Source organism: Spirillospora sp. NPDC127506 (assembly GCF_040302145.1).
Lineage (GTDB): Bacteria > Actinomycetota > Actinomycetes > Streptosporangiales > Streptosporangiaceae > Spirillospora.
Genome location: NZ_JBEORG010000028.1, coordinates 33,961 through 60,840, shown reverse-complemented (window position 1 = coordinate 60,840; position 26,880 = coordinate 33,961). Strand labels below are relative to the sequence as shown.

The 26,880-nt window shown below is 72.8% G+C and carries 26 protein-coding genes; 13 read left to right on the top strand and 13 right to left on the bottom strand.

Features of this window, described 5'->3' with window-relative positions:
* Positions 1–233: 233 nt before the first annotated feature.
* Entirely contained in the window at positions 234–1,517 is a 1,284-nt protein-coding gene (locus ABTW95_RS24570) for an acyltransferase family protein (RefSeq protein WP_500227480.1), read from the bottom strand.
* 134 nt (positions 1,518–1,651) lie between these two features.
* Between ABTW95_RS24570 and ABTW95_RS24565 the strand changes: the two genes are divergently transcribed.
* Both ABTW95_RS24565 and ABTW95_RS24560 read left to right on the top strand, forming a co-directional pair.
* Complete coding sequence (locus ABTW95_RS24565; protein WP_500227479.1) at positions 1,652–2,179, top strand: VOC family protein; 528 nt, start codon at positions 1,652–1,654, stop codon at positions 2,177–2,179.
* A gap of 20 nt (positions 2,180–2,199) precedes the next feature.
* Complete coding sequence (locus ABTW95_RS24560; protein ID WP_500227478.1) at positions 2,200–2,850, top strand: nitroreductase family protein; 651 nt, start codon at positions 2,200–2,202, stop codon at positions 2,848–2,850.
* 176 nt (positions 2,851–3,026) lie between these two features.
* Here ABTW95_RS24560 and ABTW95_RS24555 read toward each other — a convergent pair whose 3' ends face one another.
* The 6 genes from ABTW95_RS24555 to ABTW95_RS24530 form a co-directional block, all read right to left on the bottom strand.
* Positions 3,027–3,626 carry a DUF305 domain-containing protein gene (locus ABTW95_RS24555; protein WP_500227477.1) on the bottom strand — a complete coding sequence of 200 codons (600 nt, stop codon included), beginning with the start codon at positions 3,624–3,626 and terminating at the stop codon, positions 3,027–3,029.
* A gap of 22 nt (positions 3,627–3,648) precedes the next feature.
* Entirely contained in the window at positions 3,649–4,518 is an 870-nt protein-coding gene (locus ABTW95_RS24550; RefSeq protein WP_500227476.1) for a lytic polysaccharide monooxygenase auxiliary activity family 9 protein, read from the bottom strand.
* A 47-nt stretch (positions 4,519–4,565) separates the two neighbouring features.
* The gene (locus tag ABTW95_RS24545) at positions 4,566–6,329 is read right to left on the bottom strand and encodes a chitinase (protein ID WP_500227475.1); all 1,764 of its coding nucleotides are present in this window, start codon (positions 6,327–6,329) and stop codon (positions 4,566–4,568) included.
* Between the two features lie 10 nt (positions 6,330–6,339).
* Positions 6,340–7,914, bottom strand: coding sequence for a chitinase (locus tag ABTW95_RS24540; RefSeq protein ID WP_396449298.1), 1,575 nt, complete (start codon positions 7,912–7,914; stop codon positions 6,340–6,342).
* A 242-nt stretch (positions 7,915–8,156) separates the two neighbouring features.
* Positions 8,157–9,593 (bottom strand): hypothetical protein, encoded by a 1,437-nt coding sequence (locus ABTW95_RS24535; RefSeq protein ID WP_396454444.1) that lies wholly within the window; start codon positions 9,591–9,593, stop codon positions 8,157–8,159.
* A 6-nt stretch (positions 9,594–9,599) separates the two neighbouring features.
* Positions 9,600–10,025: an ATP-binding protein gene (locus ABTW95_RS24530; RefSeq protein WP_396449300.1), complete on the bottom strand. Its 426-nt coding sequence runs from the start codon at positions 10,023–10,025 to the stop codon at positions 9,600–9,602.
* 165 nt (positions 10,026–10,190) lie between these two features.
* On the opposite strand from ABTW95_RS24530, the gene ABTW95_RS24525 reads away from it, so the two are divergent.
* Both ABTW95_RS24525 and ABTW95_RS24520 read left to right on the top strand, forming a co-directional pair.
* Positions 10,191–11,012 (top strand): helix-turn-helix domain-containing protein, encoded by an 822-nt coding sequence (locus tag ABTW95_RS24525; protein ID WP_500227474.1) that lies wholly within the window; start codon positions 10,191–10,193, stop codon positions 11,010–11,012.
* Positions 10,999–11,181, top strand: a complete 183-nt coding sequence (locus ABTW95_RS24520) for a DUF397 domain-containing protein (protein ID WP_500227473.1) — start codon at positions 10,999–11,001, stop codon at positions 11,179–11,181. Before ABTW95_RS24525 ends, ABTW95_RS24520 begins: the two co-directional genes overlap by 14 nt.
* Before the next feature lie 149 nt (positions 11,182–11,330).
* On the opposite strand, the gene ABTW95_RS24515 is transcribed toward ABTW95_RS24520, so the two are convergent.
* Both ABTW95_RS24515 and ABTW95_RS24510 read right to left on the bottom strand, forming a co-directional pair.
* Entirely contained in the window at positions 11,331–12,893 is a 1,563-nt protein-coding gene (locus ABTW95_RS24515) for a cellulose binding domain-containing protein (protein WP_396454447.1), read from the bottom strand.
* Positions 12,894–13,191: 298 nt separating this feature from the next.
* Entirely contained in the window at positions 13,192–13,407 is a 216-nt protein-coding gene (locus ABTW95_RS24510) for a hypothetical protein (RefSeq protein ID WP_500227472.1), read from the bottom strand.
* A 188-nt stretch (positions 13,408–13,595) separates the two neighbouring features.
* Between ABTW95_RS24510 and ABTW95_RS24505 the strand changes: the two genes are divergently transcribed.
* The 7 genes from ABTW95_RS24505 to ABTW95_RS24475 all read left to right on the top strand — a co-directional run bounded on the left by ABTW95_RS24505 (position 13,596) and on the right by ABTW95_RS24475 (position 21,068).
* Positions 13,596–13,955, top strand: coding sequence for an ArsR/SmtB family transcription factor (locus ABTW95_RS24505; RefSeq protein WP_396449304.1), 360 nt, complete (start codon positions 13,596–13,598; stop codon positions 13,953–13,955).
* Between the two features lie 89 nt (positions 13,956–14,044).
* Positions 14,045–14,530, top strand: a complete 486-nt coding sequence (locus tag ABTW95_RS24500) for an NADH-quinone oxidoreductase subunit B family protein (RefSeq protein WP_396449305.1) — start codon at positions 14,045–14,047, stop codon at positions 14,528–14,530.
* Positions 14,527–16,542 (top strand): proton-conducting transporter transmembrane domain-containing protein, encoded by a 2,016-nt coding sequence (locus tag ABTW95_RS24495; RefSeq protein ID WP_500227471.1) that lies wholly within the window; start codon positions 14,527–14,529, stop codon positions 16,540–16,542. The genes ABTW95_RS24500 and ABTW95_RS24495 overlap by 4 nt, the downstream gene beginning before the upstream one ends.
* Positions 16,539–17,483, top strand: coding sequence for a respiratory chain complex I subunit 1 family protein (locus ABTW95_RS24490; RefSeq protein ID WP_396449307.1), 945 nt, complete (start codon positions 16,539–16,541; stop codon positions 17,481–17,483). The genes ABTW95_RS24495 and ABTW95_RS24490 overlap by 4 nt, the downstream gene beginning before the upstream one ends.
* Positions 17,480–18,139, top strand: coding sequence for a hypothetical protein (locus ABTW95_RS24485; protein ID WP_396449308.1), 660 nt, complete (start codon positions 17,480–17,482; stop codon positions 18,137–18,139). Before ABTW95_RS24490 ends, ABTW95_RS24485 begins: the two co-directional genes overlap by 4 nt.
* Positions 18,139–19,593 (top strand): proton-conducting transporter transmembrane domain-containing protein, encoded by a 1,455-nt coding sequence (locus ABTW95_RS24480; protein ID WP_396449309.1) that lies wholly within the window; start codon positions 18,139–18,141, stop codon positions 19,591–19,593. Before ABTW95_RS24485 ends, ABTW95_RS24480 begins: the two co-directional genes overlap by 1 nt.
* On the top strand, positions 19,590–21,068 hold the full coding sequence (locus tag ABTW95_RS24475) for a hydrogenase large subunit (protein ID WP_396449310.1): 1,479 nt from the start codon (positions 19,590–19,592) through the stop codon (positions 21,066–21,068). Before ABTW95_RS24480 ends, ABTW95_RS24475 begins: the two co-directional genes overlap by 4 nt.
* A 17-nt stretch (positions 21,069–21,085) precedes the next feature.
* Here the strand turns inward: ABTW95_RS24475 and ABTW95_RS24470 are convergent, their stop codons facing one another.
* Positions 21,086–21,595 (bottom strand): NUDIX hydrolase, encoded by a 510-nt coding sequence (locus ABTW95_RS24470; protein ID WP_500227470.1) that lies wholly within the window; start codon positions 21,593–21,595, stop codon positions 21,086–21,088.
* Positions 21,592–22,032 (bottom strand): SRPBCC family protein, encoded by a 441-nt coding sequence (locus tag ABTW95_RS24465; RefSeq protein WP_396449312.1) that lies wholly within the window; start codon positions 22,030–22,032, stop codon positions 21,592–21,594. Before ABTW95_RS24465 ends, ABTW95_RS24470 begins: the two co-directional genes overlap by 4 nt.
* Positions 22,033–22,095: 63 nt before the next feature.
* On the opposite strand from ABTW95_RS24465, the gene ABTW95_RS24460 reads away from it, so the two are divergent.
* Positions 22,096–23,280, top strand: a complete 1,185-nt coding sequence (locus tag ABTW95_RS24460; RefSeq protein WP_396449313.1) for a cytochrome P450 family protein — start codon at positions 22,096–22,098, stop codon at positions 23,278–23,280.
* Positions 23,281–23,287: 7 nt separating this feature from the next.
* Here the strand turns inward: ABTW95_RS24460 and ABTW95_RS24455 are convergent, their stop codons facing one another.
* Together ABTW95_RS24455 and ABTW95_RS24450 are read right to left on the bottom strand one after the other, a co-directional pair.
* Positions 23,288–24,634, bottom strand: coding sequence for an SLC13 family permease (locus tag ABTW95_RS24455; RefSeq protein ID WP_500227469.1), 1,347 nt, complete (start codon positions 24,632–24,634; stop codon positions 23,288–23,290).
* Position 24,635: 1 nt separating this feature from the next.
* Complete coding sequence (locus tag ABTW95_RS24450) at positions 24,636–25,823, bottom strand: CaiB/BaiF CoA transferase family protein (RefSeq protein ID WP_500227468.1); 1,188 nt, start codon at positions 25,821–25,823, stop codon at positions 24,636–24,638.
* Between the two features lie 135 nt (positions 25,824–25,958).
* Here ABTW95_RS24450 and ABTW95_RS24445 point away from each other — a divergent pair, with 135 nt between their 5' ends.
* Complete coding sequence (locus ABTW95_RS24445; RefSeq protein WP_396449316.1) at positions 25,959–26,849, top strand: LysR family transcriptional regulator; 891 nt, start codon at positions 25,959–25,961, stop codon at positions 26,847–26,849.
* Positions 26,850–26,880 lie beyond the last annotated feature (31 nt).

Genomic DNA, 26,880 nt, shown 5'->3' with positions numbered 1-26,880 from the left:
TCAACCGTAGGCACACCGGATCACACGCCGATCACAGCCAAACGACCACCCCCGGGAAACCGGTCCGCCCGCCATGTGACGGTGCGGAAGGCGAAAGTGGCAGAAGACCGACCGGACGTGAACGATATATGGCTCGCTCGCCATTCGAGCGGCCGAATCCGAAAGCGGTGGATTGTCCTATCCCTGACCGCGATATGTCGGCGATCGGCCGGGCGGATGGCTGAGCAGTGACGTCATCTGTGCGAAGAAGCTGTGACCGGGCGCGGTTTCAGCCGTGGATCCGCTGCGGGCGGGCGGGTCAGGCGGCGGCCGAGGCGTTGGGCGGGGGCCTCGATCCAGCGTTGGGACGCCCAGCCGGCCGCCAGCAGGACCAGCAGGAAGAGGGTCAGGCCCACGGCGTCGTCGCGGCCGGACGAGCCGAGGAACTGGGCCGCGACCATCAGCAGCAGCGGGTGCAGCAGGTAGAGGGAGAAGCTGATGGTGCCGAGGCCGGTGGCCCAGGCGGGGAAGCGGCGGTGCCGCAGGCGCCACCCGACGGTGAAGGCCAGGGCGGCGGAGAGGACGGCACCGGCCCAGACCACCTGGGCGTTGAGGCCGTAGGGGGCGGCGTGCCACAGGCCGGCGGCGAGGGCGCCGGCGAGGACGACGCCGCCCGCGGCGGCGCCGGCCCGCCGTGTGATCTGGCCGCGCTCGGCGCGGTGGACGGCGGTGCCCGCGAACATGACCGCGAGCATGATCAGGCCCTCCCATGCGCCGACGCGGCCGTTCACCGCGACCAGGACGAGGGCGACGAGGCCGCCGAGGAGCCCGCCCGCGACGCGGGCCGCGGCGTGCCGGGACACCGCGGCCCCGATCGCCAGCAGCAGGGCGGCGGCCGTCACCGCGACGACCGGGCCCGTCCCGGCCGCCCGGGACAGCAGCGCGGCCGGGACGCGGGCGCCGGTCAGCAGGCCGGTCGCCGTCAGCGCGACCGCGACCAGCGCGGCGGCCGTGAGGGCGACGGCGGCGGGCGCGGACCTGCGGTGCCCGCCCACCACGAACAGCGCGACGACCATCAGGTAGAAGGCCATCTCGTAGGAGAGCGTCCACAGCACGTTCATCGCGTTCGGGACGTTCAGCAGGTCCTGCAGCATCGTCAGGTGCGCCAGGACGGCGGTCGCCGGGGAGTACTGCTCCAGCCCGGCGCGCAGCCCGAGCACGCCCAGCAGGAACGGCAGGATCGCGAGCAGGCAGGTCACCGCGAACAGCGGGTAGATGCGGAAGAACCGGCCGATCCAGAAGCCGCGCACGCTGCCGCGGCGCTCCAGCGACGCGGGGATGATGTATCCGCTGACGAGGAAGAAGACGAGGACGCCGGCCAGGCCGGGATCGAACCACTCCTTCAGCCAGACCCGTAGTGAGGGGAGGTAGACGTAGCTCGCGTGGTGCAGCGCCACCGCCAGGGCCGCCCCGCCGCGCAGCGCGTCAAGCCAGCCAAGCCTGGACGGAGCGGAGGAAACGCCGGAAGTGGCAACCATTCCGACAGACTAGTCGCTCGCCGCTCAAGCGCAACGTAAGACCCCAAGGGTTCCCTAAAGCGGCTAATTGCCGTGAAATAGATGGGAACGGCTGCCGTTGCGGCGCCTTGCGAGGACGTCGAATTGGAGGGTCCATGCCCGCGATCACGCACCGCTCGACGAAGGAACCCGCTGTCAAGTCCCGCTTCCTTTCCCATGGCACGCTCAAGATCACCGATGTGACCGCGACCCGCCGTTTCTACGAGGAGGTCTTAGGGCTCGAAGTCGTCCAGCCGATGATGGCGGCGCTCTACGTCCGGCTCGGCGGCGACCACACGTACGTGTGCGTGGAGTCCAAGCCGGACCGCCCCGACATGCCGCTCCTCTACCACAACGGCCTCGACGTCGGCAGCGACGAGGAGGTCGACGAGGCGTACCGCCGGATCGCGGAGGTGGCCGACGAGTACGGCGTGAAGGAGCTGAACAAGCCCCTCCGCCAGCACGGCGTCTACTCGTTCTACCTCAAGGACCTCGACGGCAACTGGTGGGAGATCGGCCACCTGCCGCCGCGCGGCTACCGGTTCCGGTTCGCCGACCCGCGCAACGACCTCACCGGCCGCACCGGCATCACCCCCGCCGAGGCCAAGGAGGTGTTCCTGAACCCGGTGGTCGACGTGGACTGATCGCGGTGCACGATGGGCGCATGACGACACTGCCGCTGAGCCCGGACGAACTGCTGACCACGACCCGCGCGGTGCGCAAGCGCCTCGACCTCGGCCGCCCCGTGCCCATCGGGCTCGTCCGCGAGTGCCTGGAGATCGCGCTGCAGGCGCCGAGCGGCAGCAACCGGCAGGGCTGGCAGTGGATCGTCGTGACCGACCCCGACCAGCGGGCGGCGATCGGCGAGTACTACCGGCGCGCGTTCGCGGCCTACGCCGCCTCGAAGCAGTCGGCCGGCGACCTCTACAAGGACGACCCGGACCGCGCCGAGGTGCAGCGCCGCGTCGGGGAGAGCGCCGCCTACCTGGGCGAGCACATGGGCGAGGTGCCCGTCCTGGTGATCCCGTGCCTGCGGGTCGAGGGCGGCGAGCTGCCCGCCGGCAACCAGGCCGGCCTGTGGGGGTCGCTGCTGCCGGCCGCCTGGAGTTACGCGCTCGCGGCGCGCGCCCGCGGGCTCGGCACCGCCTGGACGTCCCTGCACCTGGTGTACGAGCGGGAGGTCGCGGAGCTGCTCGGCCTGCCCGGGGACGTCCGGCAGGGCGCCCTGCTGCCGACCGCCTACTACACCGGCGACGCGTTCCGGCCCGCCCCGCGCGTCCCGCTGGACGAGGTGCTGCATCTCGACCGCTGGTGACGGAGCTGCGCCAGAGCCCGCGCGCCGAGGGTGCGCGGGCTCTTTCACAATGGAGCGGGGCCGGCGCCGCGAGCGGGGGCGACGACGCCGGCCCCGGGATCGGGGGCGGGATCGGGGGACCGGGGGACTCAGCTCAGGCCGTCGCGACGTGAACCGGTGTCTGCGGGGGCGTCCCCTCACGGTGATGCGTTCCGGCAGGGAGAGCCGAGGAGCGCCAGCATCTGGTCGATCTCGGCGGAGCGGGACTTCTCGACGCGCTGCGCCAGGCGCCTCGTCCACGCGTCCTCGCCCTTGCCGGCCTCCAGCCGCGCCATCTGGACGGCGTCGTCCTGATGGGCGATCAGCAGATTGAGGAACGCGCGCTCGAACCGGCCCGGCGGTGACCCGGCGAGGGCCGCCAGTTCGGCGTCGGTGGTCCGCGGCATCCCGCCGTGCGCCGCGTGCTCGCCTGGATGCGCCCGCAGGGGCCGCCGCCAGCCGCGCAGCCGGTCCCGCATCCGCCGCGCCTCGGCGGCCTCCGTGGTCTCGATCGCCGCGGCCAGCGTCCGCACCTCGGGGCGGACGGGGTGCCGCCTCGCGAGCCGGACCAGCTTCACGCCCTGCTCCTGATGCGGGAGCATCATCTGCAGGAACATCACGTCGGTGGCGTTGAACCCCGGCCCGCCGCGCGCCGCCGGGGCGGGGCCGCCGGACGATGACCGGCCGGCGGCCCCGCACTGCGCGATCAGCAGCAGACCGCACGCGGCGAGCAGCGCCAGCGCTCCGTACGCCGACACGCTGCGCCTCACGGTGCCGTGCTCAGACCCGGAGCCACAGCGCGGGCGTGCTGGGCGGTTCCCAGCCGGCGATCGCCGTGTGCGCCTGGCGGCACTCGTAGGTCGCGCCGCCGTAGGTCACCCGGTCGCCGACGGCGTAGGACGTCCCTGCCTGCCAGGCGCCGCCCGGCTGCTCGGTCGGCGTGGGGGTGGGGGTCGGCGTCTCGGTCGGCGTGGGCGTCGGGGTGGGAGTGGGAGTGGGCGTCGGGGTGTTGGAGCCGCCGAAGTCGACGTCGGAGCAGGTGTAGAACGCCTCCTCGCTTCCCACGACCCGCTGCCAGATCGAGTACAGGACGTGGCGTCCCGTGCGGGGCGGGATGTCGAGCGTCCACTGGGTGAACGTCGTCGGGTACTGGTGGGTGAACGTCGCCAGCGGGACGAGGTCGGACCAGCGCAGCGGCTGCGTCGGGTCCCAGCCCTCGCGGGTGATGTAGAACTCGAAGTCGCTGTTCGAGTGGGGCGCGGTCGCGTGGTAGGTGACCGTCTGCCGGCCGGGCCGCATGGGCGTCGCGGGCCAGTCGGCGCGCCGCAGGTCGAGGCCCCGGTACTTCGCGCGGCCCGCGCTGCACAACCGGCCGTCCGGGATGATCTCGCGGCTGCGCCCGCCGGCGTTCAGCAGCGACACCTCGTTCCAGTCGTAGAACGCCTGGGTGCCGCTCGCCGCGACGGCCGCCTCGCAGGCGTCGGAGTCCGGGGTCTCCGGGCCCTCCAGGAAGCAGGTGTACACGCGGCTCGGCGGGTCCGACATGGTGCCGTGCGCGCTCGCCGCGGTCGCCGTGCCGAGCACGACCAGGACGGACGCGGCCGGCACGGCGACCGCCGCCGCGGCGGCCTTCGTGCGGATCGAACTCATGCTTCTTCCTCCGGGGTGGGGGTGGGGTGGTCCTCCGGGGCAGGGGGTCACGGGAGGCCGTTGAGGAAGGGCTCGTGGCTGTCCATGAACTGCCAGCCGTAGTAGCGGTCCCAGTTGACCGACCAGGTCATCAGGCCGCGCAGGTCAGGGGAGGTCCCGCCGCGCAGCGTGTAGCCGCCGCAGCCGGTGCCCTTCACCAGGCAGGTCACCGCCTGCTGCACCTGCGCGGGCGGCGTGTACCCGTTGCCGGCGCTGACGGCGGCGGGCAGGCCGATGCCGATCTGGTCGGGGCGCAGGCCGGGGAACGTATGACCGGTGTTCGCGACGGGGAAGCCGGCCTTCACCATGTCGGTCATCGCGATGTGGAAGTCGGCGCCGCCCATGGTGTGGTATTGGCCGTCCAGGCCCATCACCGGACCGGAGTTGTAGTCCTGGACGTGCAGGACGGTCAGGTCGTCGCGCATCGCGTGGATCACCGGCAGGTACGCGCCCGTCCGGTTGTCGCCCGCGCCCGAACCGCCGTAGAACTGGTGGCCGACCTGCACGAAGAACGTCTCCGGCGCCATCGTCAGGACGAACTTCCCGCCGTACCTCGCCTTGAGCGACTTCAGCGCGGAGATCAGGTTGACGATGACCGGGGTGGTGGGGTTGCGGAAGTCGGTGTCGCCGGCGTCGAGGTAGAGCGAGTGGCCTTCGAAGTCGACGTCCAGGCCGTCCAGCCCGTACCTGTCGATGATCGCCGACACGGACTGGACGAACTTGTCGCGCGCGGCCGTCGTCGTGAGCTGCACCTGGCCGTTCTGGCCGCCGATCGAGATCAGCACCTTCTTGCCCTGCGCCTGCTTCGCGCGGATCGCGGCGATGAACTCCTCGTCGCTCTCCACGTTCGGGCATTCGCCGACCGGGCAGCGGGTGAACCGGATGTCGCCGGACGTCGGCGACGTCGGCTCGCCGAACGCGAGGTCGATGATGTCCCACGCGTCGGGGACGTCCGCCATGCGCACGTAGCCGGAGCCGTTGGCGAAGCTCGCGTGCAGGTAGCCGATGAGGGCGTGCTTGGGCAGTCCGGTGTTGACGCAGCCGGACGTGCGGCCGCTCACGGGCTGCGACTTGGCCGACTCGCCGACGTCGTTGTAGGCCGCGACCGTGTAGCTGTGCGAGGTGCACTTTCCCAGGTTGGAAATGGTGGCGTTCGTACCGGTCACGGTCGCCTTGACCGTGCTGCCCTCGTAGACGCGGTAGCCGGTGACCGTCCCCGACGCCTGGCCCCAGGACAGGGCGATCGAGGTGTCGGTGATGGCGCCGAGCTGGGGCGTTCCAGGCGTACCCGGCACTCCCGGCTGCGGTTCGCCGCCGGGACCGTCCAGGACGACGTCGTCCGCGTAGTACGTCCCGGTGCCGTACCAGCCGTGCAGGAAGATCTGCGCGGACGTCTGATTCGCGCCGGTGGTGAACGCAACCGACAGCTTGGTGAAATCGGTGGCGGACGGCGTCCAGGTGGACGATCCGCCGGTCACGCCGAGGTACACGTAGTTGCCGCGCACCCAGGCTTCGAGCGTGTAGGCGGTGTTCGGCTGCACGGCCACCGTCTGCGTGCACTGACCGGTGCTGCCGGCCGTGACACCGCCGGCGAGCGCGTGGCTCCCCGTCCGGACGGGACTGCCGACGACCGACCCGCCGTCGCACGCCCACGGGCTCAGCGACCCGCTCTCGAACCCGGCGTTGGCCAGGATGTTCGCCGCCTGCGCCGGGGCCGTGACCCCGACCAGCAGCCCGGCGACCAGCGCCGCCAGGACCCAGATCTTCCGCATCTCCGGCCTCCTACGGCAGCGTGTCCAGGTGCGGGCCCACGGTGTTCGCGAAGCCGCCGCCGTTGGTCACGTCCCAGTTGATGGACCACGTCATCGCGCCGCGGATGTCGGGATACGCGCGGGGCGGCCTGAACGAGCCGCACCCGGTGCCCTTCGCGAGGCAGTCGAGCGCGTCGCCGACCGCCGACGGCGCCACGACACCGCCGCCCGCCGCGCCCGGACCGGCCGGCAGCCCCAGCGCGACCTGGTCGGGACGGAGCCCGCCCTCCAGTTGGATGCACGCGAGCGCGGTCATGAAGTCGACCGTCCCCTGCGAATACACCTTCTGGTCGCAGCCGAGCATCGCGCCCGAGTTGTAGTACTGCATGTGGACGACGGTGAGGATGTCCTTGATCTTCAGCGCGAGCTGGAAGTAGGACCCGCCGGTGGACTGCATGTCGAGCGTCTGCGGCGCCATCGTGATGATCAGGCCGGCGCCGGCCTTGGCGCGGAGCGCGCGCAGCGCCTGCTCCATGTAGGCCGGGTTGAGGCCGTTCTCCAGGTCGATGTCGAGGCCGTCGAACCCGTACTCGGTCATGAGCCCGTAGACGGAGTCGGCGAAGAGCCGGGCGGACGTGCCGTCCGACACCCGGACCGTTCCCTTCTCGCCGCCGACCGACAGGATGACCTTCTTGCCCCTGGCCTGGAGCGCCGCGATGTCCGACTTGAACTGGGCGTCGGTGTAGCCGCCGAGGGCGGTCGAGAGTTCCGGGTCGACCCGGAAGGCGACCTCGCCTGCCCGCGCCGTGGCCTCGCCGAACGCGACCGCGATGAGGTCGTATTCGTCCGGCACCTGGGAGAGCCTGAGCTCCTGCGCCGGGTTCACGAAGTCGTGCCAGTAGCCGGTCAGGAAGTGCCGGGGGAGCGGCCCGGTCGCGCATCCGCTGGTCGTCGCGGTGACGGGGCCGCCGGCGGCCGACTCGCCCTCGTCGTCGTACGCCTTGACCGTGTAGGTGTGCGTCTCGCACTTCGCGAGCCCGCCGATGGTGGCGGTGGTGCCGGTGACGGTCGCCTTGACGGACGAGCCTTCGTAGACGCGGTATCCGGACGGCGTCCCGGTGGCGGGCTCCCACGTCAGCGTCAGCGAGGTGTCCGTGCGTCCGGTGACGGCCACCGATCCGGGCGTGCCGAGCCCGCCCGGATCGGTGGGGCCGCCGGTGCAGGGCTCGCCGTTGAACGTGCAGTTCTGCGGGCTCCCGGGACCGTTCCCGAGGAACCCGAACGTGACCGATCCGCCCGCCGGGATGGCGGCGTTGTAGCCGCGGTCGGTGAACGTGTGGTGCTGCCCGTCCTTGGTGAGGAGGGCGTCCCAGTAGGTGCCGACGGACGTCCCGGCCGGCAGGTCGAACTCGACCCGCCAGCCGTCGATCGCGGCACCGGTGCCGTTGGTGAGCGTGAACCGCCCCTCCCACCCCGAGCCCCAGTCGGAGGGCTTGCCGAACGTCGCGGTCGCGCCCGCTTCGGCGTGCGCGGCGGCCGGGACGAGGAGGGCGAGCGGGACGGCGAGCAGGACGGCGAGGACACTGAGCACAGAGCGGGGGCGCAAGGGGTACTCCCTCGTGGTCGGAAAGCCGGCGGATTCCCCCGAACCCCGATGCCGCTAATTGTCAGGAAGGTTTCCTATCTATTTGGGAGCAAGGTAACCAGCGTCCGTGACCTGGGCAACCCCCGCCTCGCGGCCCTCCGTCAACCACCCCAGCTTGCGCGCCGAACCAGCACGGGCCCGCCCGAATATCGGCATGAAACACCGAGAAAGCGCCGTTGCTTCGGCGAGACCTGCCAATACGCCTAGCGGCCCAGGAGGGCGCGGAGCGTGGAGGCCGCGGCCTGGCCGGCGGGCCCGCTTCCGGGGGCGGCGCCGTTCCACTTCTCGGCGAACGCGTCCGCGTTCTCGCGGAACGAGCGCCTCAGTGCGGGACCGGACAGCAGCCCGGCGAGCGCGACCAGGTGGCGCGCCCACGCCAGGCCCGCGACGGTGGCGGCGACGTGCACCGTCCACTGCCCGCCCTCGTCCGCGGCCCGGTCGGCGGTCAGGCCCGCCTCGCCCACCGGGTGCGCGGCGCTGACGCGGAGCAGGGCGCCCGTGCTCCACCAGCGTCCGAGATCGGCTTCGGCCTCAGCCGTCACGGCGGGCAAGCCCTCGAACTCGCCGGCGAACCCGGCGCGGACGGCGCCGACCTTCCGGGCGCTGTCGATCTCGACCCACCCCGTCTGCACATCGTCCGGGGTACTGAACTCGATGCGGTTCCGCCCGTCGAAGTCCCACGCCGCGACGTGCAGGTCGAGCGGCTCGACCTCGTCGTCCGCGAACGCGATGCGATAGCCGGTGCCCGGCCTGATGTGCTTGCCCTTGAGCAGCCGGACGCCGAAGCCCGCGCCGCCCTCAACGAGCCGCCGTTTATGGAAAGACAGCTTTTCGATCTCGCGGTGAAGAGCGGCCACATACTCCTCGACCCACTCGCGAGACACGGCTTCGAGCTTTATCTGATGCTCGAATTCAAGCCGCTCCGGCAAGCCCCGCTCGACCATGCCCGGCACTTCGGAGTTCCACGCGGACACGGCCTTGCCGAAACCTTCGTTCAGCGCACGCCGGACGCGCCCCCGCACGAAGAGCAGCCCCAGCGCGGCCAGCGGACGCATGAGCGACCGTCCGCCGTACCGTGCCGCCATCCTGACGGACCAGCGTCCGCGCTTGTCCTTGCGCCGCGCAATCCGCAGCTCCCCGGAAGCGAAAGGGTGCACGACTCGCAGCGAGATCGGAGCCGTCTTCGGAGCGAGCGCGGACCACCATTCCTCGGCCCGCACCTCGCATTCCCATTTCACCCGCCGCAACCCGCGGAACGGCTTGGGCCCCTGGTAATTCCCCGTGACGCGAAGGCTGCGGAGCCGCCGCCCGGACATGCGCAGCTCCACCCGCAGGCCGACCGTATGACCGCCGGCGTCGCCGACGACCTCGATGCGGGACTCGCCGACCCGGTTCCACATGGGCACGTGCACATCGACGACGAACCCGTCGCCCTCTCCCCGGTAGCGGGCCCCCGCGGCGAGGTGACGCCCCTTCACCAGCCGCACATCCTCGATGACCTCGTCCCCCAACGTGAAGCCGCTCTCACCGATGGGCGCCTCTTCCACCGCGGAGAGCAGCGCCCGTACGGCCTCGTCCAGCAGCTCACGAGGAAACGGTTCAAGCTGGGCATCGCGCTGATAACGGGCCATGTCGTCCATGATCCCTTACCTGTGATCAAGCGGCCAGTCCGCGTCGCGGCCTCGCAGTTTCGCCCACGTGACCTTGCCGCCCTCGTTCAGCGGCCGGACGCCCCACCCGTGGACGATCTCCGCCATCAGCAGGAGCCCCCGCCCCGACGCGGCCGCGTGATCCTCCGGCCGGACCCGCGGGCGTCCTTCGCCGGCGTCCCACACCTCCACGACCACCAGGCCGTCGCGCTCGTCACGGAACACCCGCACGACGATCTGCCCCTTCCCGTGCAGGTAGGCGTTGGTGACGAGTTCGCTGACCACGACCCGCCCCACGTAGTCGTCCGAGATCCCCCACTCGGCGAACCGCTCGGCGAGAAACCGCCGCGCCAGCCGGGGCGCCTGAGCGTCGGGCTCAAGGACGAGTGTCGGAGTCTCGGGTGCGCGCGCTGCCGTCGCCATGTGTCTGACCTCCCTGAAACACCGCCCGAACTCGTGTGTTCACAGATTGGACCGAAAAGGCCACGTTCCGTGTGGGAGTCGTGACACTCTGGGGTCGTCCTGAACTCGACCGGGGTGCCGTCGAAGCCCGGTGAAGTCGTTGAACTCGGACGCTGGAGGCCGAAAGTGGTGGTCGACCCGTACAGCCCCCAAGCCATATGGGGACGTGAGCTGCGCCATTACCGCAAGCAGGCCGGGCTGACGCAGGCGGAACTCGCCACCCGGATCAGCTTCTCGGAGTCGCTGATCTCCGGCGTCGAGACGGGGCAGCTCGCCGCCTCCCTGCCGTTCGCGGAGTCGTGCGATCGTGAACTGGAGACCGGCGGCGCGCTCACCCGGACGCTCGACTTCAAGAAGGCTCACCGCCTCCCGACCGGGTTCGCGGAGTACCTGGAGGTCGAGAAGAAGACGTCCATGATCCGCTGGTACGAGGGCCTCTGCATCCCGGGCCTGCTCCAGACACCCGAGTATGCGCGTGAGCTCCACAGGACGGGCCGTCCGGGCGATACTCCGGAGGAGATCGAAGCACTTGTCACAAGCCGCATGGAGCGCAAAGCGCTGCTCACCGCGACGAACTGCCCAACGCTGTGGGTCGTCATGGACGAACCAGTCCTACGCCGCCCGGTCGGATCCGCGAAGATCATGCGTGAACAGATCGGCTATCTCCTGGAACTCACCGACCATCCGAAAGTCACGCTCCAAGTGATCCCCTTCGACACTGGAGCGCACGCCGGCTTGACGTGTTGCTTCAGTCTCCTGGCTCTCCCCGGCGGCGTGACCGTGGCCTACGCTGAGGATCTCACGGGCGGACGGTTCATCGAGCGCCCTGAGGACGTTGGCTACTGGGCCATGTGCTACGAGTCGATCAAATCGTCGGCCTCGTCGGTGAAGCAGTCGGCGGACCTGATCCGCCGCATCATGAAGGAAGATCATCATGGATCTGAGTAGGGCGACATGGCGAAAGTCATCGCGCAGCTCGGGAAATGGCGGCAACTGCGTTGAGGTCGCCGGCCTCCCCTCCGGTGTCGGCGTCCGAGACTCGAAGAACCCGGACGGCCCGAAGCTGGTCGTCAGCCGAGACGAGTTCGCGATGCTGGTGGCCGCGTTGAAGCGCTGACACCCCCCGGAACAACATTCGAGCCTCGGTCCTTGTGGATCGGGGCTCTCTGCTTGTCACCGCGGCTGCGCGGCGGCGGACGCCGAAGCGCTGCGCGAAGGGGCGGCCCGCGTCCAGGGAGGGGGACGCGGGCCGCCGGGAGGAGAGGGTCAGAAACCTGCCGTGATCTTGGTGAACTGCCACGGCTGCTGGTCGATGCCGCTGCAGTTGGAGGTCACGCCGCCGCCCGCGCAGGGACGGTCGCGGTTGACCGACCAGAACGCGAGGCGGGCGAGGCCCTTGGACTTCGCCCAGTCGCGGATCTGCGTCCACGTCTGGGGCGAGGTGAGCTCCTGCTGGTCGGACAGGCCGTTCATGCCGGAGATGCCCATGTGCGAGTAGGCGGTGGCGTCCGACCAGCCGAAGGCCGACTTCAGCTGGTTCTTCAGGCCCTCGGACGCGTTGACGGTGTTGCCGTACATGTCCGAGCCGCCGCCGAAGTCGAACGGCATGACGGTGAAGACGTCCACGTTCGCCTGGAGCGCCGCGGCCTGGGTGATGAGCCGCTGGCCCCAGTAGTTCGGACCGGTGGTGGCGGTGCCGAACGTCAGGATCGTCTGGATGCCGGGGTTCCGCTGCTTGACGATCTTGAGGGCGCCGAGGATCCGGTCCTGGACGGCGGCGTTCTCGAACTCGTCGCTGTTCTCGATGTCGACGTCGATCGCCTTCAGGCCGAACGCGTCGATGACCTGCTGGTAGGCGCCGGCGAGGGCATCGGCGGAGGAGCAGTTCGGGCCGAGCTTGTTGCCCGACCAGCCGCCGATGGACGGCAGCACGTCACCGCCGGCCGCGCGGATCTGGCCGATCGCCTGCTCGTCCGCGCCGCCCCTGAGCGGACGGTTCCCGTCCCACGCCGGGCTGCACCCGCCGCCGGACAGGATGAACGCCATCGTGAACCACTTGATCCCGGTCGCGCTCATGACCGTGGCCGGGTTCGGCGGCTCGCCCCAGCCCATGTAGAGGTAGGGCGCGGCCCGGCGGGTGCCGGGCGGCTGCGTCGTGCAGCCGGTGGTCGTGGCCGACACCGGCCCGCTCGCCGCGGACTCGCCGGACGCGTTGTACGCCCTGACCGTGTAGGTGTGGTCGGAGCACTTGGCCAGGCCGCTGATCGTGGCGCTCGTCCCGGACACGGTGGCGCGGACGGCGGAGCCCTCGTAGACGCGGTAGCCGGTGGGCCCGCCGGAGGAGGCCGACCACGAGAGGGTGAGGGAGGTGTCGGTCCGGCCGGTCACGGTCGGGGTGCCGGGAGCCGAGGGCGCGCCGGGCTCGGTGGTGCCGCCGCCGTCGCAGGACGCGCCGTTGAGCCTGCAGCCTTGGGGCGTTCCAGAGCCGCTGACGATGAAGCCGAACGAGACCGACGCGCCGGGGGCGACGTTGCCGTTGTAGTTGCGGTTGGTGAACGTGGAGTGCTGCCCGGACGTGGTGAGCAGCGCCTCCCAGTACGTCCCGACCGTGGAGCCGGACGGGAGGTCGAACTCGACCTTCCACGACGAGATCGCCGAGCCGGTCTCGTTCTTGATCGTGTACTTGGCCTCGTAGCCGGAGCCCCAGTCGGACGACTTGGTGAACGTCGCCGTCACAGACGCGGCATTGGCCGCGACGGGGGCGAGGAGGGCGAGGACGAGGGAGCAGAGGGCGGTGAACAGGAAAGCGGGGAGAAGTGTTCTTCGCAAAGTCACTCCCGGGTAGGAGGTGTGGACGAGCGGGAATCCCCCGAACCCCGAGTCGGTCGTGCTGCGGTGTCGGTGAGTGCGTGGCGGGCGGCGCGCGCGGCATCCGGTGAACCTTCTAATAGGAAACTTTCCTATAAATCGACTGAACCGTAACCGGCCGGCGGCGCGCTGGCAACCCCCCGCGGGGGCGCCGGCGGGAGGGCGTGCGGCGGCCGGGCGACCAGTCCCGCTGGCGGACCGGACCAGCGCGGCGGGCGCCGGAAAATTTCCGGGGAGCCTCAGTCCCCTGGAGCGCGCGTCACCAGTACGGCTTGATGTCGACGCGGAACTCCCAGTCGGTGGGGAAGACCTTCTGGCACTCGATCACGGCCCTGTGCCCTTCATGGAGAAGGGTGTGCTGGGAGCCGTCGCGGAAGCAGCGGCCGGCCTCCTCCTCGCTGAATCGGGCGACGCCGCGGCCGAGCCATTCGGAAAGGTCCTTCGCCGGAGCCGGATCGCGCCACTCCGAGTACAAGCCGAACCACTACATGAAGGACTGGTTCTACAGCCTGGGAACGAGAGGGCGCGGATGCGCCTGCGGCGGCCCGGCCGCCGGCGGGCCGGTGCGGGAAGGAGTTGCTAACCTTAGCAATTGCTAAGGTTGCTACTCCGGCGAAGGAGTACCGGGACGATGGTGCCACGGACGGTCCGCGGGCGGCCGCGGTGAGCGCGCCGCTCTACCAGCTGAAGGCCGAGTTCTTCAAGACGCTGGGGCACCCGGCGCGGATCCGGGTGCTGGAGCTGCTGAGCGAGCGCGACCACGCGGTGGCGGAGATGCTGCCGGAGGTGGGCATCGAGCCGGCGCACCTGTCGCAGCAGCTCGCCGTGCTGCGCCGGGCGGGGCTCGTCGTCTCCCGCAAGGAGGGGGCGACGGTCATCTACTCGCTGACCAGCCCCCGCGTCGCGGACCTGCTCGCGGTGGCGCGGGAGATCCTGACCGGCGTGCTGTCGGGGCAGGCCGAACTGCTGGACGAGATGCGCTCCTCCGGGCCCGCCGGCGGGCGGGGGCGCGCCGGGGCCTGACCGGGTTGGACGGGTATGCGGTCTTAGCATGCTTATGAGTTGCTAAAGTTGGCAATTGCGCATGTCAGTATTCGACCCCGGGGACCCGCGTGAGAGACCTGTTCCGCAAGATCCGCACGACCGGGCGCGCCGCCGAGGCCGCGCCGAGGCGCCCCGAGCCCGCGCTGCCCGCGCGCGCCCGCGCCCTCGCCGGGTCGGTCCAGGTCCGGCACGTCGACGCCGGGTCGTGCAACGGCTGCGAGGTGGAGATCGCCTCGGCGTTCGGGCCCGTGCACGACGCCGAGCGGTACGGCGCGCGCCAGGTCGCCTCGCCCCGCCACGCGGACGCGCTGCTGGTCACGGGACCGGTCACGCGCAACATGGAGATGGCGCTCCGGCGCACCCATGAGGCCGTCCCCGAGCCGAAGGTCGTCGTCGCGCTGGGCGACTGCGCGCGCAACTGCGGCGTCTTCGCCGAGGCGTACGGCGTCGCGGGCGCGGTCCGGGACGTCGTCCCGGTGGACGTCGAGGTGCCGGGATGCCCGCCCGAGCCGGAGGCGATCGTGGCGGCGCTGCGCGGATTGACCGGGCGATGACGTCCGCCGCGTTCACGGCGGCCCTCGGACTGAACCTGCTCGCGGCCGTCGCGGGGCTCGTCCTGCCGCCCAGGTCCCGGCGGGCGGCCGCCGGGGCGGTCACGGCGGCCGGGGGAGCGGCCGCCGTCGTCGCCGGGGTCTCGGCGATGCGCGGCGGGGAGTGGAGCGTCCGGCTGCCCGATCTGCTGCCGCTCGCGGGCGTCCAGCTGGCCCTCGACCCGCTGGGCGGCCTGTTCGTCGCGGTCACGGGGGCGGTGGCGGTGTGCGCCGCCGTCTACGGCATCGGCTACACCCGGCACGGCGGCCTGGACGGCCGCGTCCCGCAGGTGATGGCGCCGGTCTTCCTCGCGGCGATGGCGCTGGTCCCGGCCGCCGCGAGCGTGAGCACCTTCCTGCTGGCGTGGGAGCTGATGGCGCTCGCGTCGCTGCTGCTCGTCGTGGCCGAGCACCGCAGGCGGGACGAGGTCGCCGCGGCGGGCCTGTGGTACGCCGTCATGACGCATCTCGGGATGGTGGTGATCCTCGCCGGGCTGGCCGGGTTCGCGGCGGCCGCGCACGGCGAGTCGTTCGAGCGGCTCCGCGCGGCGGCGGACGGGCTCCCCGAGTGGGGGCGCGCCGCCGTGTTCCTCGCGGTCTTCGCCGGATTCGCGTCCAAGGCGGGGATCGCGCCGCTGCACGTGTGGCTGCCGCGCGCCCATCCGGAGGCGCCGAGCCACGTGTCGGCGCTGATGAGCGCGGCCATGGTGAACCTCGGCGTGTACGGGATCGTCCGGGTCGGCTTCGACCTGCTCGGCGGCGGGCCGGCGTGGTGGTGGCTGGCCGTCCTGGCGGCGGGCGGCGGGTCGGCCCTGTACGGCGTCCTCCAGGCCGCCGTGTCCAGCGACATCAAACGGCTCCTGGCCTATTCGACGTGCGAGAACATGGGCCTCGTCCTCGTCGGCGTCGGGGCGTCCGGGCTGTTCGCGGCGTCCGGTGCGCGGACGCTGTCCGCCCTGGCGCTCACCGCCGCGCTGCTGCACGTCGTCAACCACGCGGGGTTCAAGACGCTGCTGTTCCTCGCGGCCGGGTCGGTCGTGCACGCCACCGGCACCCGCGACCTGGACGCCCTCGGCGGCCTGCGGACCCGCATGCCCGCCACCGCGGCGCTGTTCGGGACCGGCGCGCTGATGGCCTCCGCGCTCCCGCTCGGCAACGGGTTCGTCAGCGAATGGCTGCTGCTGCAGAGCCTCGTCCACGCCCTGCCGTCCGGCGGGACGATGACGGCGGTCACGATGCCGCTCGCCGTCGCCGCGGTGGCGCTGTCGGCGGGCCTGGCGATCGCCGCGTTCGTGAAGGCGTTCGGCGTCGGGTTCCTGGCGCGGGCGCGCAGCTCGGCCGCGGCGCAGGCCCGGGAGGCGCCGGCGCCGATGCTCGCCGGGATGGCCGCGGCCGCCGCGGGCTGCGTCGTCCTGGCGCTCTCGCCCGGGCTCGTCCTGCCCTCGATCGCCCGGCCGGTGGCCCTCGCCGTACCGGGGCCGGACGCCGTGGCGGGGCCGGTGACGCTGCGCCTCGCCGGGCTGTCCGGCACCGTGTCGCCGCTGCTCATCGCCGCCTTCCTGCTGGTCGCCGTCGTGGGGCTGCTCGCGCTGCTGCGCCTCGCCGCGACCCGCCGCGCGTCCCGCCGCCGCGCCCGGCTCTGGGACTGCGGCGCCGGCCCCATGTCGCCGCGCATGGAGTACACCGCGACCTCGTTCGCCGAACCCCTGCAGCGCGTCTTCGACAACGTCCTCGCCCCCGAAACCGACCTGGACGTCACCCCGCTGAAGGAGTCGGCCTATCTCGTGGACAGCGTGACCTACCGGACGCGGGTCGGCGACCGCGTCGAGCACCGGCTGTACCGGCCCGTCCTCGCCGCCGCCGCCCGCGTCGGCGAGGCGGCGCGCGGCCTGGCCGACGGCAGCGTGCACCGCTACGTCGGGTACGGCTTCTACGCCTTCACCGGCCTGCTGATCGCCCTGGCGGTGCTCCGGTGACCGGGATCGTCGGGACGGTTCTGCAGGTCGTCCTCGTCGCGGCCGGCGCGCCGCTGCTCGCCGGGCTGATGCGGCAGATCCGGGCGAGGGCGGAGGGGCGGGCCGGCGCCGGCGTCCTGCAACCCTGGCGCGACCTGCGCAAGCTCCTCCGCAAGGAGCCGATCACCCCGCACGGCACGGGCGCGCTGTTCCGCGCGGCGCCGCTGGTGCTCGCGGGCACGACGCTCGTCGCCGCGGCCGTGGTGCCGCTCGTCACGACGCGCTCCCCGCTGGACGGCGCCGCCGACCTGTTCGCCGTGACGGCCCTGCTCGCGCTCGGCACCGTCGCGCTGGCGCTCGCCGGCCTCGACACCGGGACCGCGTTCGGCGGCATGGGCGCGAGCCGCGAGATGGTCGTGCTCGCGCTGGTGGAGCCCACCATCCTGCTGTCGACGTTCGCGCTGTCGGTGCGGGTCGGCTCCACCGACCTCGGCGCGATCGTCGGCTCCGCGCTGGACGACCCGCAGCAGGTCGTGTTCCCCGCGAGCCTGCTCGCGCTCGTCGCCCTCGTGGTCGTCGTCATCGCCGAGACCGGCCGGATGCCGGTGGACAACCCGTCCACCCACCTGGAACTGACGATGATCCACGAGGCGATGGTGCTGGAGTACGCCGGGCCCGACCTCGCGCTGGTCGAATGGGCGTCCGCGATGCGGCTGACGGTGCTCCTCGGCCTCCTGTCCAACCTGTTCGTCCCCTGGGGCATCGCCGGTGACTCGCTCGCGGCGCTGCCGGTCGCGGTCGCGGCGATCGGCGCCAAGGTCGCGGCCGCCGGCGCCGCGCTCGCCGCCGCGGAGGTCTTCATGGCCAAGCTCCGCATGTTCCGGGTGCCGGAGCTGCTCGCCGGCTCGTTCGTGCTCGCGCTGTTCGCCGTCGCCTCGTCCTTCTTCCTGGTGGCGCCGTGAACCACACCACCTACGTCCAGCTGCTCGACGTGGCCTGCGGCGCCTTCCTGCTCGCGGGCGTGCTGGTGCTGTGGCGCCGCGACCTCGCCGCGATCGTGCGGCTGTTCGCGCTGCAGGGCGCGGCGCTGGCGCTGCTCATCGCGGTCCTCGGCGTCCACGAGGGGGACGGCGAGGTCGTCGCGCTGGCCGCCTTCGTCGGCGCGCTGCGCGCGGTGGTCCTGCCGCGGCTGCTGCGCCGCGCCATGTCCGCGGGCGGGACGAGCCGGGAGACGCAGCCGCTGGTCAACGTGGCGACCTCGCTCACGATCGCGGCGCTGCTCGGCCTGCTCTCCTACGCCGTCACCCGCCCGATCGTGCGGCTCGACCCGACGCCCGCGACCCACGCCGTCCCGATCGCGCTGACCGTGGTCCTCATCGGGCTGTTCGTCCTCGTGACGCGGCGGCGCGCGCTGTCCCAGATCGTGGGGTTCCTGCTCATGGACAACGGCATCACCGCGGTGGCGTTCCTGACCACGTCCGGGGTGCCGCTCATCGTGGAGCTCGGCGTCTCGCTCGACGTGCTGCTGGCGGTGCTGGTGCTCCAGGTGCTGACCGCGCGGATGCGGGCCGCCTTCGGCGACACCGACCTGGACGATCTGCGGGAGTTGCGCGACTGATGAGCCTGCTGCTGACCGCCCCGATGGGGGCGCCGCTGCTGGCGGCCGCCGCCCACGCCGTGCTCGGCCCGCGCCGCGGGACGTCCTGGCTGGGCGCCCTGGCGGCCGCCGCCGTCCTCGCGTCCGGGATCGCGCTCGCCGCCGGCGGGCCCCGCACCGGGCTCGGCGGGCTGCTGCGCGCCGACGCGCTCAGCGCCTTCATGGTCATCGTGATCGGGGCGGTGGCGCTGCTCGCCATGCTCGCGAGCCCCGCCTACCTGGCCGCCGAGGACGCGCCCGCCCGCGACAGGCGCCGCTACGGCGTCCTGACGCAGGCGTTCGTCGCCGCGATGGCGCTGGCGGTGCTGGCCGCGAGCCTCGGGATGCTGTGGGTCGCGATCGAGGCCACCACGATCCTGACCGCGTTCCTCGTCGGGCACCGCCGCACCCGCAACGCCACCGAGGCCGCCTGGAAGTACGTCGTGATCTGCTCGGCGGGGATCGCGCTGGCGTTCCTCGGCGTCGCGCTGCTGCACTTCGCCGCGCAGCACGCCCACGTCCCGTCCTCCGGGTCCCTCGGCTGGGCGGAGCTCGCCGCCCACGCCGGGCGCCTCGACCCGGACGTCACCCGCATCGCCGTCGCGCTGCTCGTCCTCGGGTTCGGCGCCAAGGCCGGGCTCGCCCCGCTGCACGCCTGGCTGCCGGACGCGCACAGCCAGGCCCCCGCGCCGGTGTCCGCGCTCATGTCCGGCGTCCTGCTGTCCGTCGCGTTCTACGCCGTGCTGCGCGTCAAGGTGATCGCGGACGCGGCGCTCGGCGCCGGGTTCGTCCGGGCGCTGCTGCTGGCCGTCGCGCTGGCGTCGCTCGCGCTCGCGGCGGCGCTGCTGCTGCGCCAGCGCGACTACAAGCGGATGCTCGCCTACTCCAGCATCGAGCACATGGGCCTGCTCGCGCTCGGCGCGGCGATCGGGACGCGGCTCGCCGTCGCCGGCGTCCTGCTGCACGTGCTCGGGCACGGGCTCGCCAAGTCCGTCGCCTTCATCGCGTCCGGGCACATCCAGCACGCCGCCGGGACCAGCCGGATCGGCGCGGTGCGCGGGTTCGCGGCCCGCTCCCCGCTGATCGGCGGCGCGTTCGGCGCGGCCGTGCTCGCGCTGCTCGGCCTCCCGCCGTTCAGCCTGTTCGCCAGCGAACTCGCGATCTTCCGCGCCGGGTTCGCCGCCGGGCTCGGCTGGGCCGTCGCCGCCGCGCTCGCCCTGCTGCTCGCCGTCACCGCCGCCGTCGCCGCCGGCACGGCCCGGATGCTGCTCGGCGGCCCCGGGCCCGGCGCCGCGACCCTCCCGTCCCGGCCCTCGCCGGGAGCGGCGGCCGGGCTGCTGCTCGGGCTGCTCGCGTCCGCCGCGCTCGGCGTCACCCTCTGGCCCCTCCACGACCTCCTGCTCGACGCCGCCGCCGTCCTCGGAGCGCACCGATGACCACCGTCCACGACATCGACGCCGCCCACCTGCGCGAGCACGCCGCCGAGCTGCTCCAGGACGGCCACCGCCTCGCCCTGGCCGCCGCCCACGAGGACCCGGACTGCTTCCGCGTCGTCTACCTGTTCACCGCCCCCCGCCCGGACCGGCGCACCGAACTGCACGTCCGCCTCGACCGGGACGCCCCGCGGGTGCCGAGCCTCGCCGCGCTCAGCTTCCCCGCCGGGCGGTTCGAACGCGAGATGCGCGACCTGTACGGGATCGTCCCCACCGACCACCCGCTGCCGCGCCGGCTCGTCCGGCACCACCACTGGCCGCGCGGCTGGTACCCGATGCGCGCCGACGCCGGGCCGCCGCCCCCGTTCGGCGACCCGGAGGGCCCCTACCCGTTCGTCCAGGTGGACGGGCCGGGCGTGTACGAGATCCCGGTCGGCCCCGTGCACGCCGGGCTGATCGAACCGGGGCACTTCCGGTTCTCCGTCGTCGGGGAGAGCATCCTCAAGCTGAAGGCGCGGCTCTGGTTCGTCCATAAGGGCCTGGAGAAGCTGTTCCAGGGACGCCTGCCGCTCGACGCGCTGCCGGTCGCCGAACGCGTCAGCGGAGACACGACCGTCGGCCACACCCTCGCCTTCTGCCTCGCCGTGGAGGACGCCGCGGGCTGCACCGTGTCACCGGGCGCCCAGCGGATGAGGGCCGTCCTCCTCGAACTCGAACGCCTCTACAACCACGTCACCGACCTCGGCGCCCTCTGCAACGACGTCGGGCACTCCGTCCTCAACGCCCAGTTCGGCCGCATCCGCGAGCAGCTCCTGCGCCTCAACGCCGTCGTGACCGGCCACCGGCTGCTCCGCGGCGGCGTCCTGCTCGGCGGCGCCGTCCTGCGCGCCCTGCCCGACCCGGCCGCGCTGAAGGCCATCGGCGCCGGCATCGCCGAGCTCGCGGACCTCGCCCTCGGCCACACCGTCGTCGCCGACCGCTTCACCGGCACCGCGCCGCTCCCCGCCGACGCCGCCCGCGACCTCGGCGTCCTCGGCCCGGTCGCCCGCGCGAGCGGGCTGGACGCCGACGCCCGCCGCGACCACCCGTTCACCGACCTGCGCCCGGCGCTGACCGTGCCCACCGCCGCGACCGGCGACGTGCTGGCCCGCTTCCAGATCCGCGCCCGCGAGGCCGCCGCGTCCATCGACGTCATCCGCGACCTGACCTACGCCATGAACCCCGGCCTGGTGACCTCCTGGCCGCCGACCGCCGCGGCCGCCCCGGCGTCCGGGATCGGCATCGTCGAAGGCTGGCGGGGCACGATCGTCCACCGCGTCGAACTGGCCGCCGACTGGACGCTGACCCGCGTGAAGATCGCGGACCCGTCCTTCTTCAACTGGCCCGCCCTCCCGGTCGCGCTGACCGGCGCGATCGTCCCCGACTTCCCCCTCGTCAACAAGAGCTTCAACCTCTCCTACGCCGCCAACGACCTGTGACGCGACGCCGTTCTCCCTCAGTGGTGCCAGGGGAGGCGGACCGGGGCGGTGGGGAGGCGGCCTGCCAGGAGGTCGGTGAGGAGGTCCGCGAGCATCAGCGGGTAGACCGGTTCTTCGGCGTTCGCCAGTTCGCTGAGCGTCCACCAGCGGTGGGCGCCGACGTGCTCGCGTTCGATGGGGGTGAAGCCCGCGGTGTCGATGTCGTAGGCGGCGGTGCGGAGCAGGAAGAAGTCGTCGCGGAACAGGCCCTCGGCCCAGCCGAGGTCGGCGTGCCCGGAGGTCAGGGCGACCGGTTGGCCGAGGTCGTCGGGGGAGACGACCAGGCCGGTCTCCTCGCGCAGCTCGCGGACCGCGGCGGCGTGCAGGGTCTCGCCCGGCTCGACGCCGCCGCCCGGGGTGATCCAGCAGTGGCTCGCCGGGCCGTCCCGCAGCGGCCAGCGGAACAGCAGGACGCGGTCGGCGTCGTCCACCAGCAGCACCCGCGCGGTCCGCCGGCGGTAGGTCTCCTCGGCCGGCGCGCCGGTCATGCGCCCAGTTCGGAGCTCAGTTTCGCCAGCTGCGCGTCGTAGATGCGCTGCAGGCCCTTGGGGGCGAAGGTCCGCTCGAAGAACCCTCCGATGCCGCCCGCCCCGTCCCAGGTGGTCGTGACCTGGACGCGTGCGTCTTCGGCGGCGGGGGAGACCGTCCAGGTGGTGACCATGGACGAGTTGGCGTCCCGCTCCACCAGCCGGTCCCTGTCGGGAACGCTCACGGTGAACAGGCAGTCGCGGACCCGCTTGCTGGTGGCCGCGAGCTTCCAGTGCACCACCGTGCCCTCGCCCTGGCCGCCCTCCCGCACCTCGTACTCGCTGAAGTGCTCGGTCAACATGCGGGACCTCACCCCCGTGTAGTCGCCGAGCGCCGCGAGCACCCGATCCGGGCTCGCCTTCACCGTTGCTTCCGCGTTGACCACGACTTGTCCCATGCCGCTCATCCTTCCACCGCCCCGGGGGTGGCTCCGCGGCCGACACGGTGGGAGGGTGGCCTGATGCTGCCGCTGGAATTCCTCTTCAGCCGGACGTTCAGCGAGGACCCGTACGGCCCGTACGCCGAGTTGCGCGAGCGGGGACCGGTCCACCCGATCGACTTCCCCCGCGGCGCCACCGCCTTCCTGGTGGTCGACCACGAGCACGGCCGCGCGGCCCTGGCCGATCCGCGCCTGTCCAAGGACGTCGCGCACAGCTCCCTGCCCGTGAACGGCGAGCAGTTCTTCGGCGGGACGATGCTGGCCATGGACCCGCCCGACCACACCCGGCTGCGCGGGCTGATGGCGAAGGCGTTCACCACCCGCCGGATCGAGCGGCTCCGCCCCCGCGTGCGGGAGATCGCCGGCGGGCTGCTGGACGGCATCGGAGCCCGCGGCGGGGCCGAGCTGATCCGGGACCTGGCCGTCCCGCTGCCGGTCCAGGTCATCTGCGAGCTGCTCGGCGTGCCGGCGTCCGACCGGGACCGGTTCCGCGCGTGGACGGCGGTGCTGACCGTCCCGGCCCTGACCGCCGAGGCCCGCGCCCGCCGCCGCGAGACCGCGCGCGAGTTCAACGCCTTTCTGCGCGAGGTCATCGCCGCCCGCCGCGCCCGCCCCGAGGACGACCTGGTCAGCGCCCTCATCGCGGCCCGCGACGGGGACGCCGCCCTGACCGAGGCCGAACTCCTGAACGGCATCGGGCTGCTCCTCATCGCCGGCCACGAGACCACCGTCAACCTCATCGGCAACGGCGTCCTCGCCCTGCTCCAGGCGCCCGACCAGATGGACCTGCTGCGGGCGCGCCCCGACCTGCTGCCGTCCGCCGTCGAGGAACTGCTCCGCTACGACGGCCCGCTGGAACGGGCGAGCCAGCGCATCGCCCTGGAGGACATGGAGATCGCCGGGACGCCCGTCCCGAAGGGCGCCTGGGTGCACGTCTCCCTCGCCGCCGCCGACCGCGACCCCGCCGCCTTCGACGACCCCGACCGCCTCGACGTCACCCGCGCCCCCAGACGCCACGTCGCCTTCGGCCACGGCCCGCACTTCTGCCTCGGCGCCCCCTTGGCTCGCCTGGAGGGCCAGATCGCCATCGGCGGCCTGCTGGACCGCTTCCCCGACCTGGCCCTCGCCGTCCCGCCCACCGAACTGCGCCACCACCGCGCGGGTTCGATAGTCCGCGGCCTGGCGGCCCTCCCGGTCCGCGTCTGAGCCCGGCTCACCACCAGCCGAAGGCGAGCCAGGTCAGGAAGGGGGCCACGGGGATCGAGATGAGGCCGTAGATGAGGAGGTTGCGGAACAGGCGGGGCCGTGCGGCGGGTTCGGCGGCGCCGAGGATCAGGCCGCCGGTGATGCCGAGCGGGTTGATGTCCACCATGACGGACGCCAGGGCGAGGGCGAGGACGCCGCCGACCGGGGAGACGCCGTCGGCCACGAGCGGGGGCAGCAGCGGCATCGTGGTCACGAAGACCGCGATGGAGCTGGCGGCGAACGAGGTCACGCCGGCGATGTAGCAGAGCACCAGCAGGCTGAGCAGCGGCGAGCCGTCCACCCGAAGGAAGTCGCTGATCTGCTTGAAGGCGCCCAGGTGCTGCATCAGGCCCACGTAGGTCAGCAGGCCGCCGATCAGCAGGACGACGTTCCACGGGATCCGGGAGACGATCTCGCCGGACGGCAGCCGGAGCGCCAGCTGCAGGATCAGCGCCGCGGTCAGGCCGAGGTAGCCGACGTTCATGTCGAAGGCGACCGAGAGGACGACCACGGCGAGCAGGCACCCGATCGTGAGAACGCGGGCTCCCCGGCGTTCGCGCGTCCCCGCCGGCGCGGTGGAGACGAGCGTCGCCGTGCCGCCGGAGGGCGCGCCGGACGGCTCCGGCGCGGATCCGTCCGGCGCGGCGGAGGGGGCCGGCGCGGATCCGTCCGGGGCGGCGGAAGCGGGCGGGGCGGAGATCCGGCCGGGCGGGATGGCGCCGGTCCGGGTGCCGGCGGCGAGCAGGGCCGCGCACACGAGCAGGCCGGTGACCAGGCCGCCGAGCAGGAAGGACACCGGGGCCGAGCCGGGCAGCGCGATGCCCTGCTTCTCGCTCAGCTCCCGCGCGGTGACGCCGTAGACGGCGAGCGGCGAGAGCAGCCCGCTGATGATCCCGGTGACGCCGAGGACGGCGGCGATCAGCGGCGAGATCCGGTACCGGGCGGCGAAGCCCAGCGCGATCGGGGAGACGATGGCGGTCGCGGCGGCGGGCAGCGTGCCGACCGCGGTGAGCACGGCGCCGATCACGAACGGGACCAGCACGATCAGGACCAGCCGGCCGCGGACGAGGCGCAGCAGGAGGTCGAGCAGCCAGTCGAGCGTCCCGTTGAGGTGCGCCACGGCGAACAGGGCCGTCACGCCGACGATGAGGACGAAGAAGTCGGCGGGGAAGAAGCCGGTCACGTCGTCGGTGGCCACGTCGGCGGCGAGGCCGATGAGGAACGCGGCGGCGAGGGCGCCCAGCCCGAGGTCGAACGCGGGGATCAGGGTCGCCGCGAAAAGGGCGACCAGGATGATGATGGACAGGGTTGCCATGTCAGACCACTCCTCGGCGGCGCAGCTCCTGGATCTCGGGGTCGGTGAGTTCGGCGAGGTCGCGCAGTACTTCGGCGGTGTGCTCGCCGAGGGCCGGTGCGGTGCGGCCGATCGTGGCGTCGAAGCCGGAGAAGCGGCCGGCGGGGGCCTGCATGAGCCGCGGGCGGCCGGTGCGCTCGTCGGGCACCTCCACGACCGATCCGCGGGCGCGGATGTGCGGGTCGGCGCAGATGTCGGCGGCCGAGTTCACCGGCCCCGCCGCCACCCCGGCGTCGATGAGCAGCGCCATCAGCGGTTCGAGGTCGTGGGACGCGACGAAGCCGGCGACCCGCGCCTCGATCTCCTCGCGGTGCTCCAGCCGGGCCGTCATGGAGTCGTGGACGGCGAGGTCCGCCGCGTCCATGGCCTTCACCAGCCGGCGCCACATCTGCTCGGTCGAGGCGGGCAGGGCGAGCCAGCGGCCGTCGCGCGTGCGGTAGAGGCTGTTCGGGCTGATGTGGGGGTTCTCGTTGCCCTGCCGTTCGCGGCTCTCGCCGGTGGCGCCGTACTCGACGACGAAGTCCTCCATCATCCGCAGCAGCGGCTCGTAGAGGGGGATGTCGGCCAGCTGCGCCTCCCCGGTGAGGTCGCGCTGGCGCAGCGCGAGCATCGCCGCGAACGCGGCGTAGATGCCGGTGACGCCGTCGGCCACGGGGTAGCCGGCGAACACCGGCGGCCGCTCCGGGTCGCCGGTGCGGTAGGTGAGGCCCGCGAACGCCTCCGCGACGCGGGCGAAGCCGGGGCGGTCGGCGTAGGGGCCGGTGCGCCCGAACGCGCTCACGTGGACCATCACCAGGTCCGGCCGGTACGCCCGCAGGTCGTCGAAGTCGATGCGGAACCGGCGCAGCGTCGACGGGCGGAAGTTCGTCACGACGATGTCGGCGGCGGCGGCGAGGCGGCCGACGAGATCGGCGGCCTCGGGGTGGTGCAGGTCGATCGTGACGCTCCGCTTGGCGCGGGCCAGCATCGCCCAGGCGGCCGACTCGCCGTCCTCCAGCGGCGGGTAGCGGCGCGCGGGGTCGCCCTCGGCCGGATGCTCGATCTTGATCACCTCGGCGCCGAACTCGCCGAGCAGCGAGGACGCCAGGGGACCGGCCAGGATCGTCGACACGTCCAGGACGCGCACTCCGCTCAGCGGACCGTCGGGCACCAGGTGTTCCTTTCACACGATGATGATCTTTCGGGCCGGAAGGCCCGGCCAACGGCACGATGCACCGCCGCCGACCTGCCAGGGAAGACGGCTCCGCAGTTCACCCGTGAAAGGTTCTGCTTTTATAGTGGGCCGGTGCGCGTGGAACGGGCGCGGTACTTCCTGGCCGCGATCGAGACGGGGTCGCTGCGCGCGGCCGCCGCCCGATGCGAGGTCAGCCAGCCCGCCATCGGGCAGCAGATCGCGCTGCTGGAGGAGGAACTCGACGTCGTGCTGCTCACCCGCAGCCGGCACGGGGTGCGGCCGACGCCGGCCGGTCAGGCGCTGATCGAGCCGCTGCAGCGACTCGTCGCGGCGGAGGACGCGGTGCGCGAGTCGGCCATGGAGTCGAGCGGCGCCTACCGCGGCCGGGTCCAGATCGGCGGCGTCTCCGTCGCCGCGGAGACGATCATCGCGCCGGTCGTGGGCCGGCTGCGGGAGCGGCATCCGGGGCTGCGGTTCACCGTCCGGGAGGGGGCCTCGGCCGCCATCGAGGACGCCGTGCTCGACGGCGCGCTCGACTTCGGGGTCGTCACCGTGCCGGACGGCCCGGCCGCGCCGGGGCTGCGCCGCACACCGCTCGTCTCGGCCCCGCTCGGGATCTGCGTGCGCACCGACCATCCGCTGGCGGGACGCGACCACGTCCACTGGCGCGACCTGGAGACCTGGCCCATCGTCACCATGCGGGCGGGCACGGTGCTGTGGGAGACGCTGCACCGGCACATGGCCGATCCCGATCTCGTCGTCCAGGCCATGTCGGCGCGCACGGTCAAGGTGATGGTCGCCCAGGGCGCCGGGCTCGGCGTCCTCGCCCGGTTCGACACCTCCGCGGACATCCCCGACCTGGTCTGGCTGCCGCTGCGGGACGCGCCCTCCGTCGGGCTGTGCCTGACGCGGCGGCGGGAGGGGCGGCCCTCGCGATCGGCCGTCATCGTCCAGCGGCTCATCCGGGCCAAGGCGGACGAGCTGGCGAGCCGCGTCCCCTGACGGGCCGCCGGGAAGCCGGTGAGTGGGTGGC

Coding starts and splice junctions, on each gene's coding strand:
- ABTW95_RS24570 (WP_500227480.1), bottom strand. CDS start 1,517: ATGGTTGCCACTTCCGGCGTTTCCTCCGCTCCGTCCAGGCTTGGCTGG.
- ABTW95_RS24565 (WP_500227479.1), top strand. CDS start 1,652: ATGCCCGCGATCACGCACCGCTCGACGAAGGAACCCGCTGTCAAGTCC.
- ABTW95_RS24560 (WP_500227478.1), top strand. CDS start 2,200: ATGACGACACTGCCGCTGAGCCCGGACGAACTGCTGACCACGACCCGC.
- ABTW95_RS24550 (WP_500227476.1), bottom strand. CDS start 4,518: ATGAGTTCGATCCGCACGAAGGCCGCCGCGGCGGCGGTCGCCGTGCCG.
- ABTW95_RS24545 (WP_500227475.1), bottom strand. CDS start 6,329: ATGCGGAAGATCTGGGTCCTGGCGGCGCTGGTCGCCGGGCTGCTGGTC.
- ABTW95_RS24535 (WP_396454444.1), bottom strand. CDS start 9,593: ATGGACGACATGGCCCGTTATCAGCGCGATGCCCAGCTTGAACCGTTT.
- ABTW95_RS24530 (WP_396449300.1), bottom strand. CDS start 10,025: ATGGCGACGGCAGCGCGCGCACCCGAGACTCCGACACTCGTCCTTGAG.
- ABTW95_RS24520 (WP_500227473.1), top strand. CDS start 10,999: ATGGATCTGAGTAGGGCGACATGGCGAAAGTCATCGCGCAGCTCGGGA.
- ABTW95_RS24495 (WP_500227471.1), top strand. CDS start 14,527: ATGACGTCCGCCGCGTTCACGGCGGCCCTCGGACTGAACCTGCTCGCG.
- ABTW95_RS24480 (WP_396449309.1), top strand. CDS start 18,139: ATGAGCCTGCTGCTGACCGCCCCGATGGGGGCGCCGCTGCTGGCGGCC.
- ABTW95_RS24475 (WP_396449310.1), top strand. CDS start 19,590: ATGACCACCGTCCACGACATCGACGCCGCCCACCTGCGCGAGCACGCC.
- ABTW95_RS24470 (WP_500227470.1), bottom strand. CDS start 21,595: ATGACCGGCGCGCCGGCCGAGGAGACCTACCGCCGGCGGACCGCGCGG.
- ABTW95_RS24465 (WP_396449312.1), bottom strand. CDS start 22,032: ATGGGACAAGTCGTGGTCAACGCGGAAGCAACGGTGAAGGCGAGCCCG.
- ABTW95_RS24460 (WP_396449313.1), top strand. CDS start 22,096: ATGCTGCCGCTGGAATTCCTCTTCAGCCGGACGTTCAGCGAGGACCCG.
- ABTW95_RS24455 (WP_500227469.1), bottom strand. CDS start 24,634: ATGGCAACCCTGTCCATCATCATCCTGGTCGCCCTTTTCGCGGCGACC.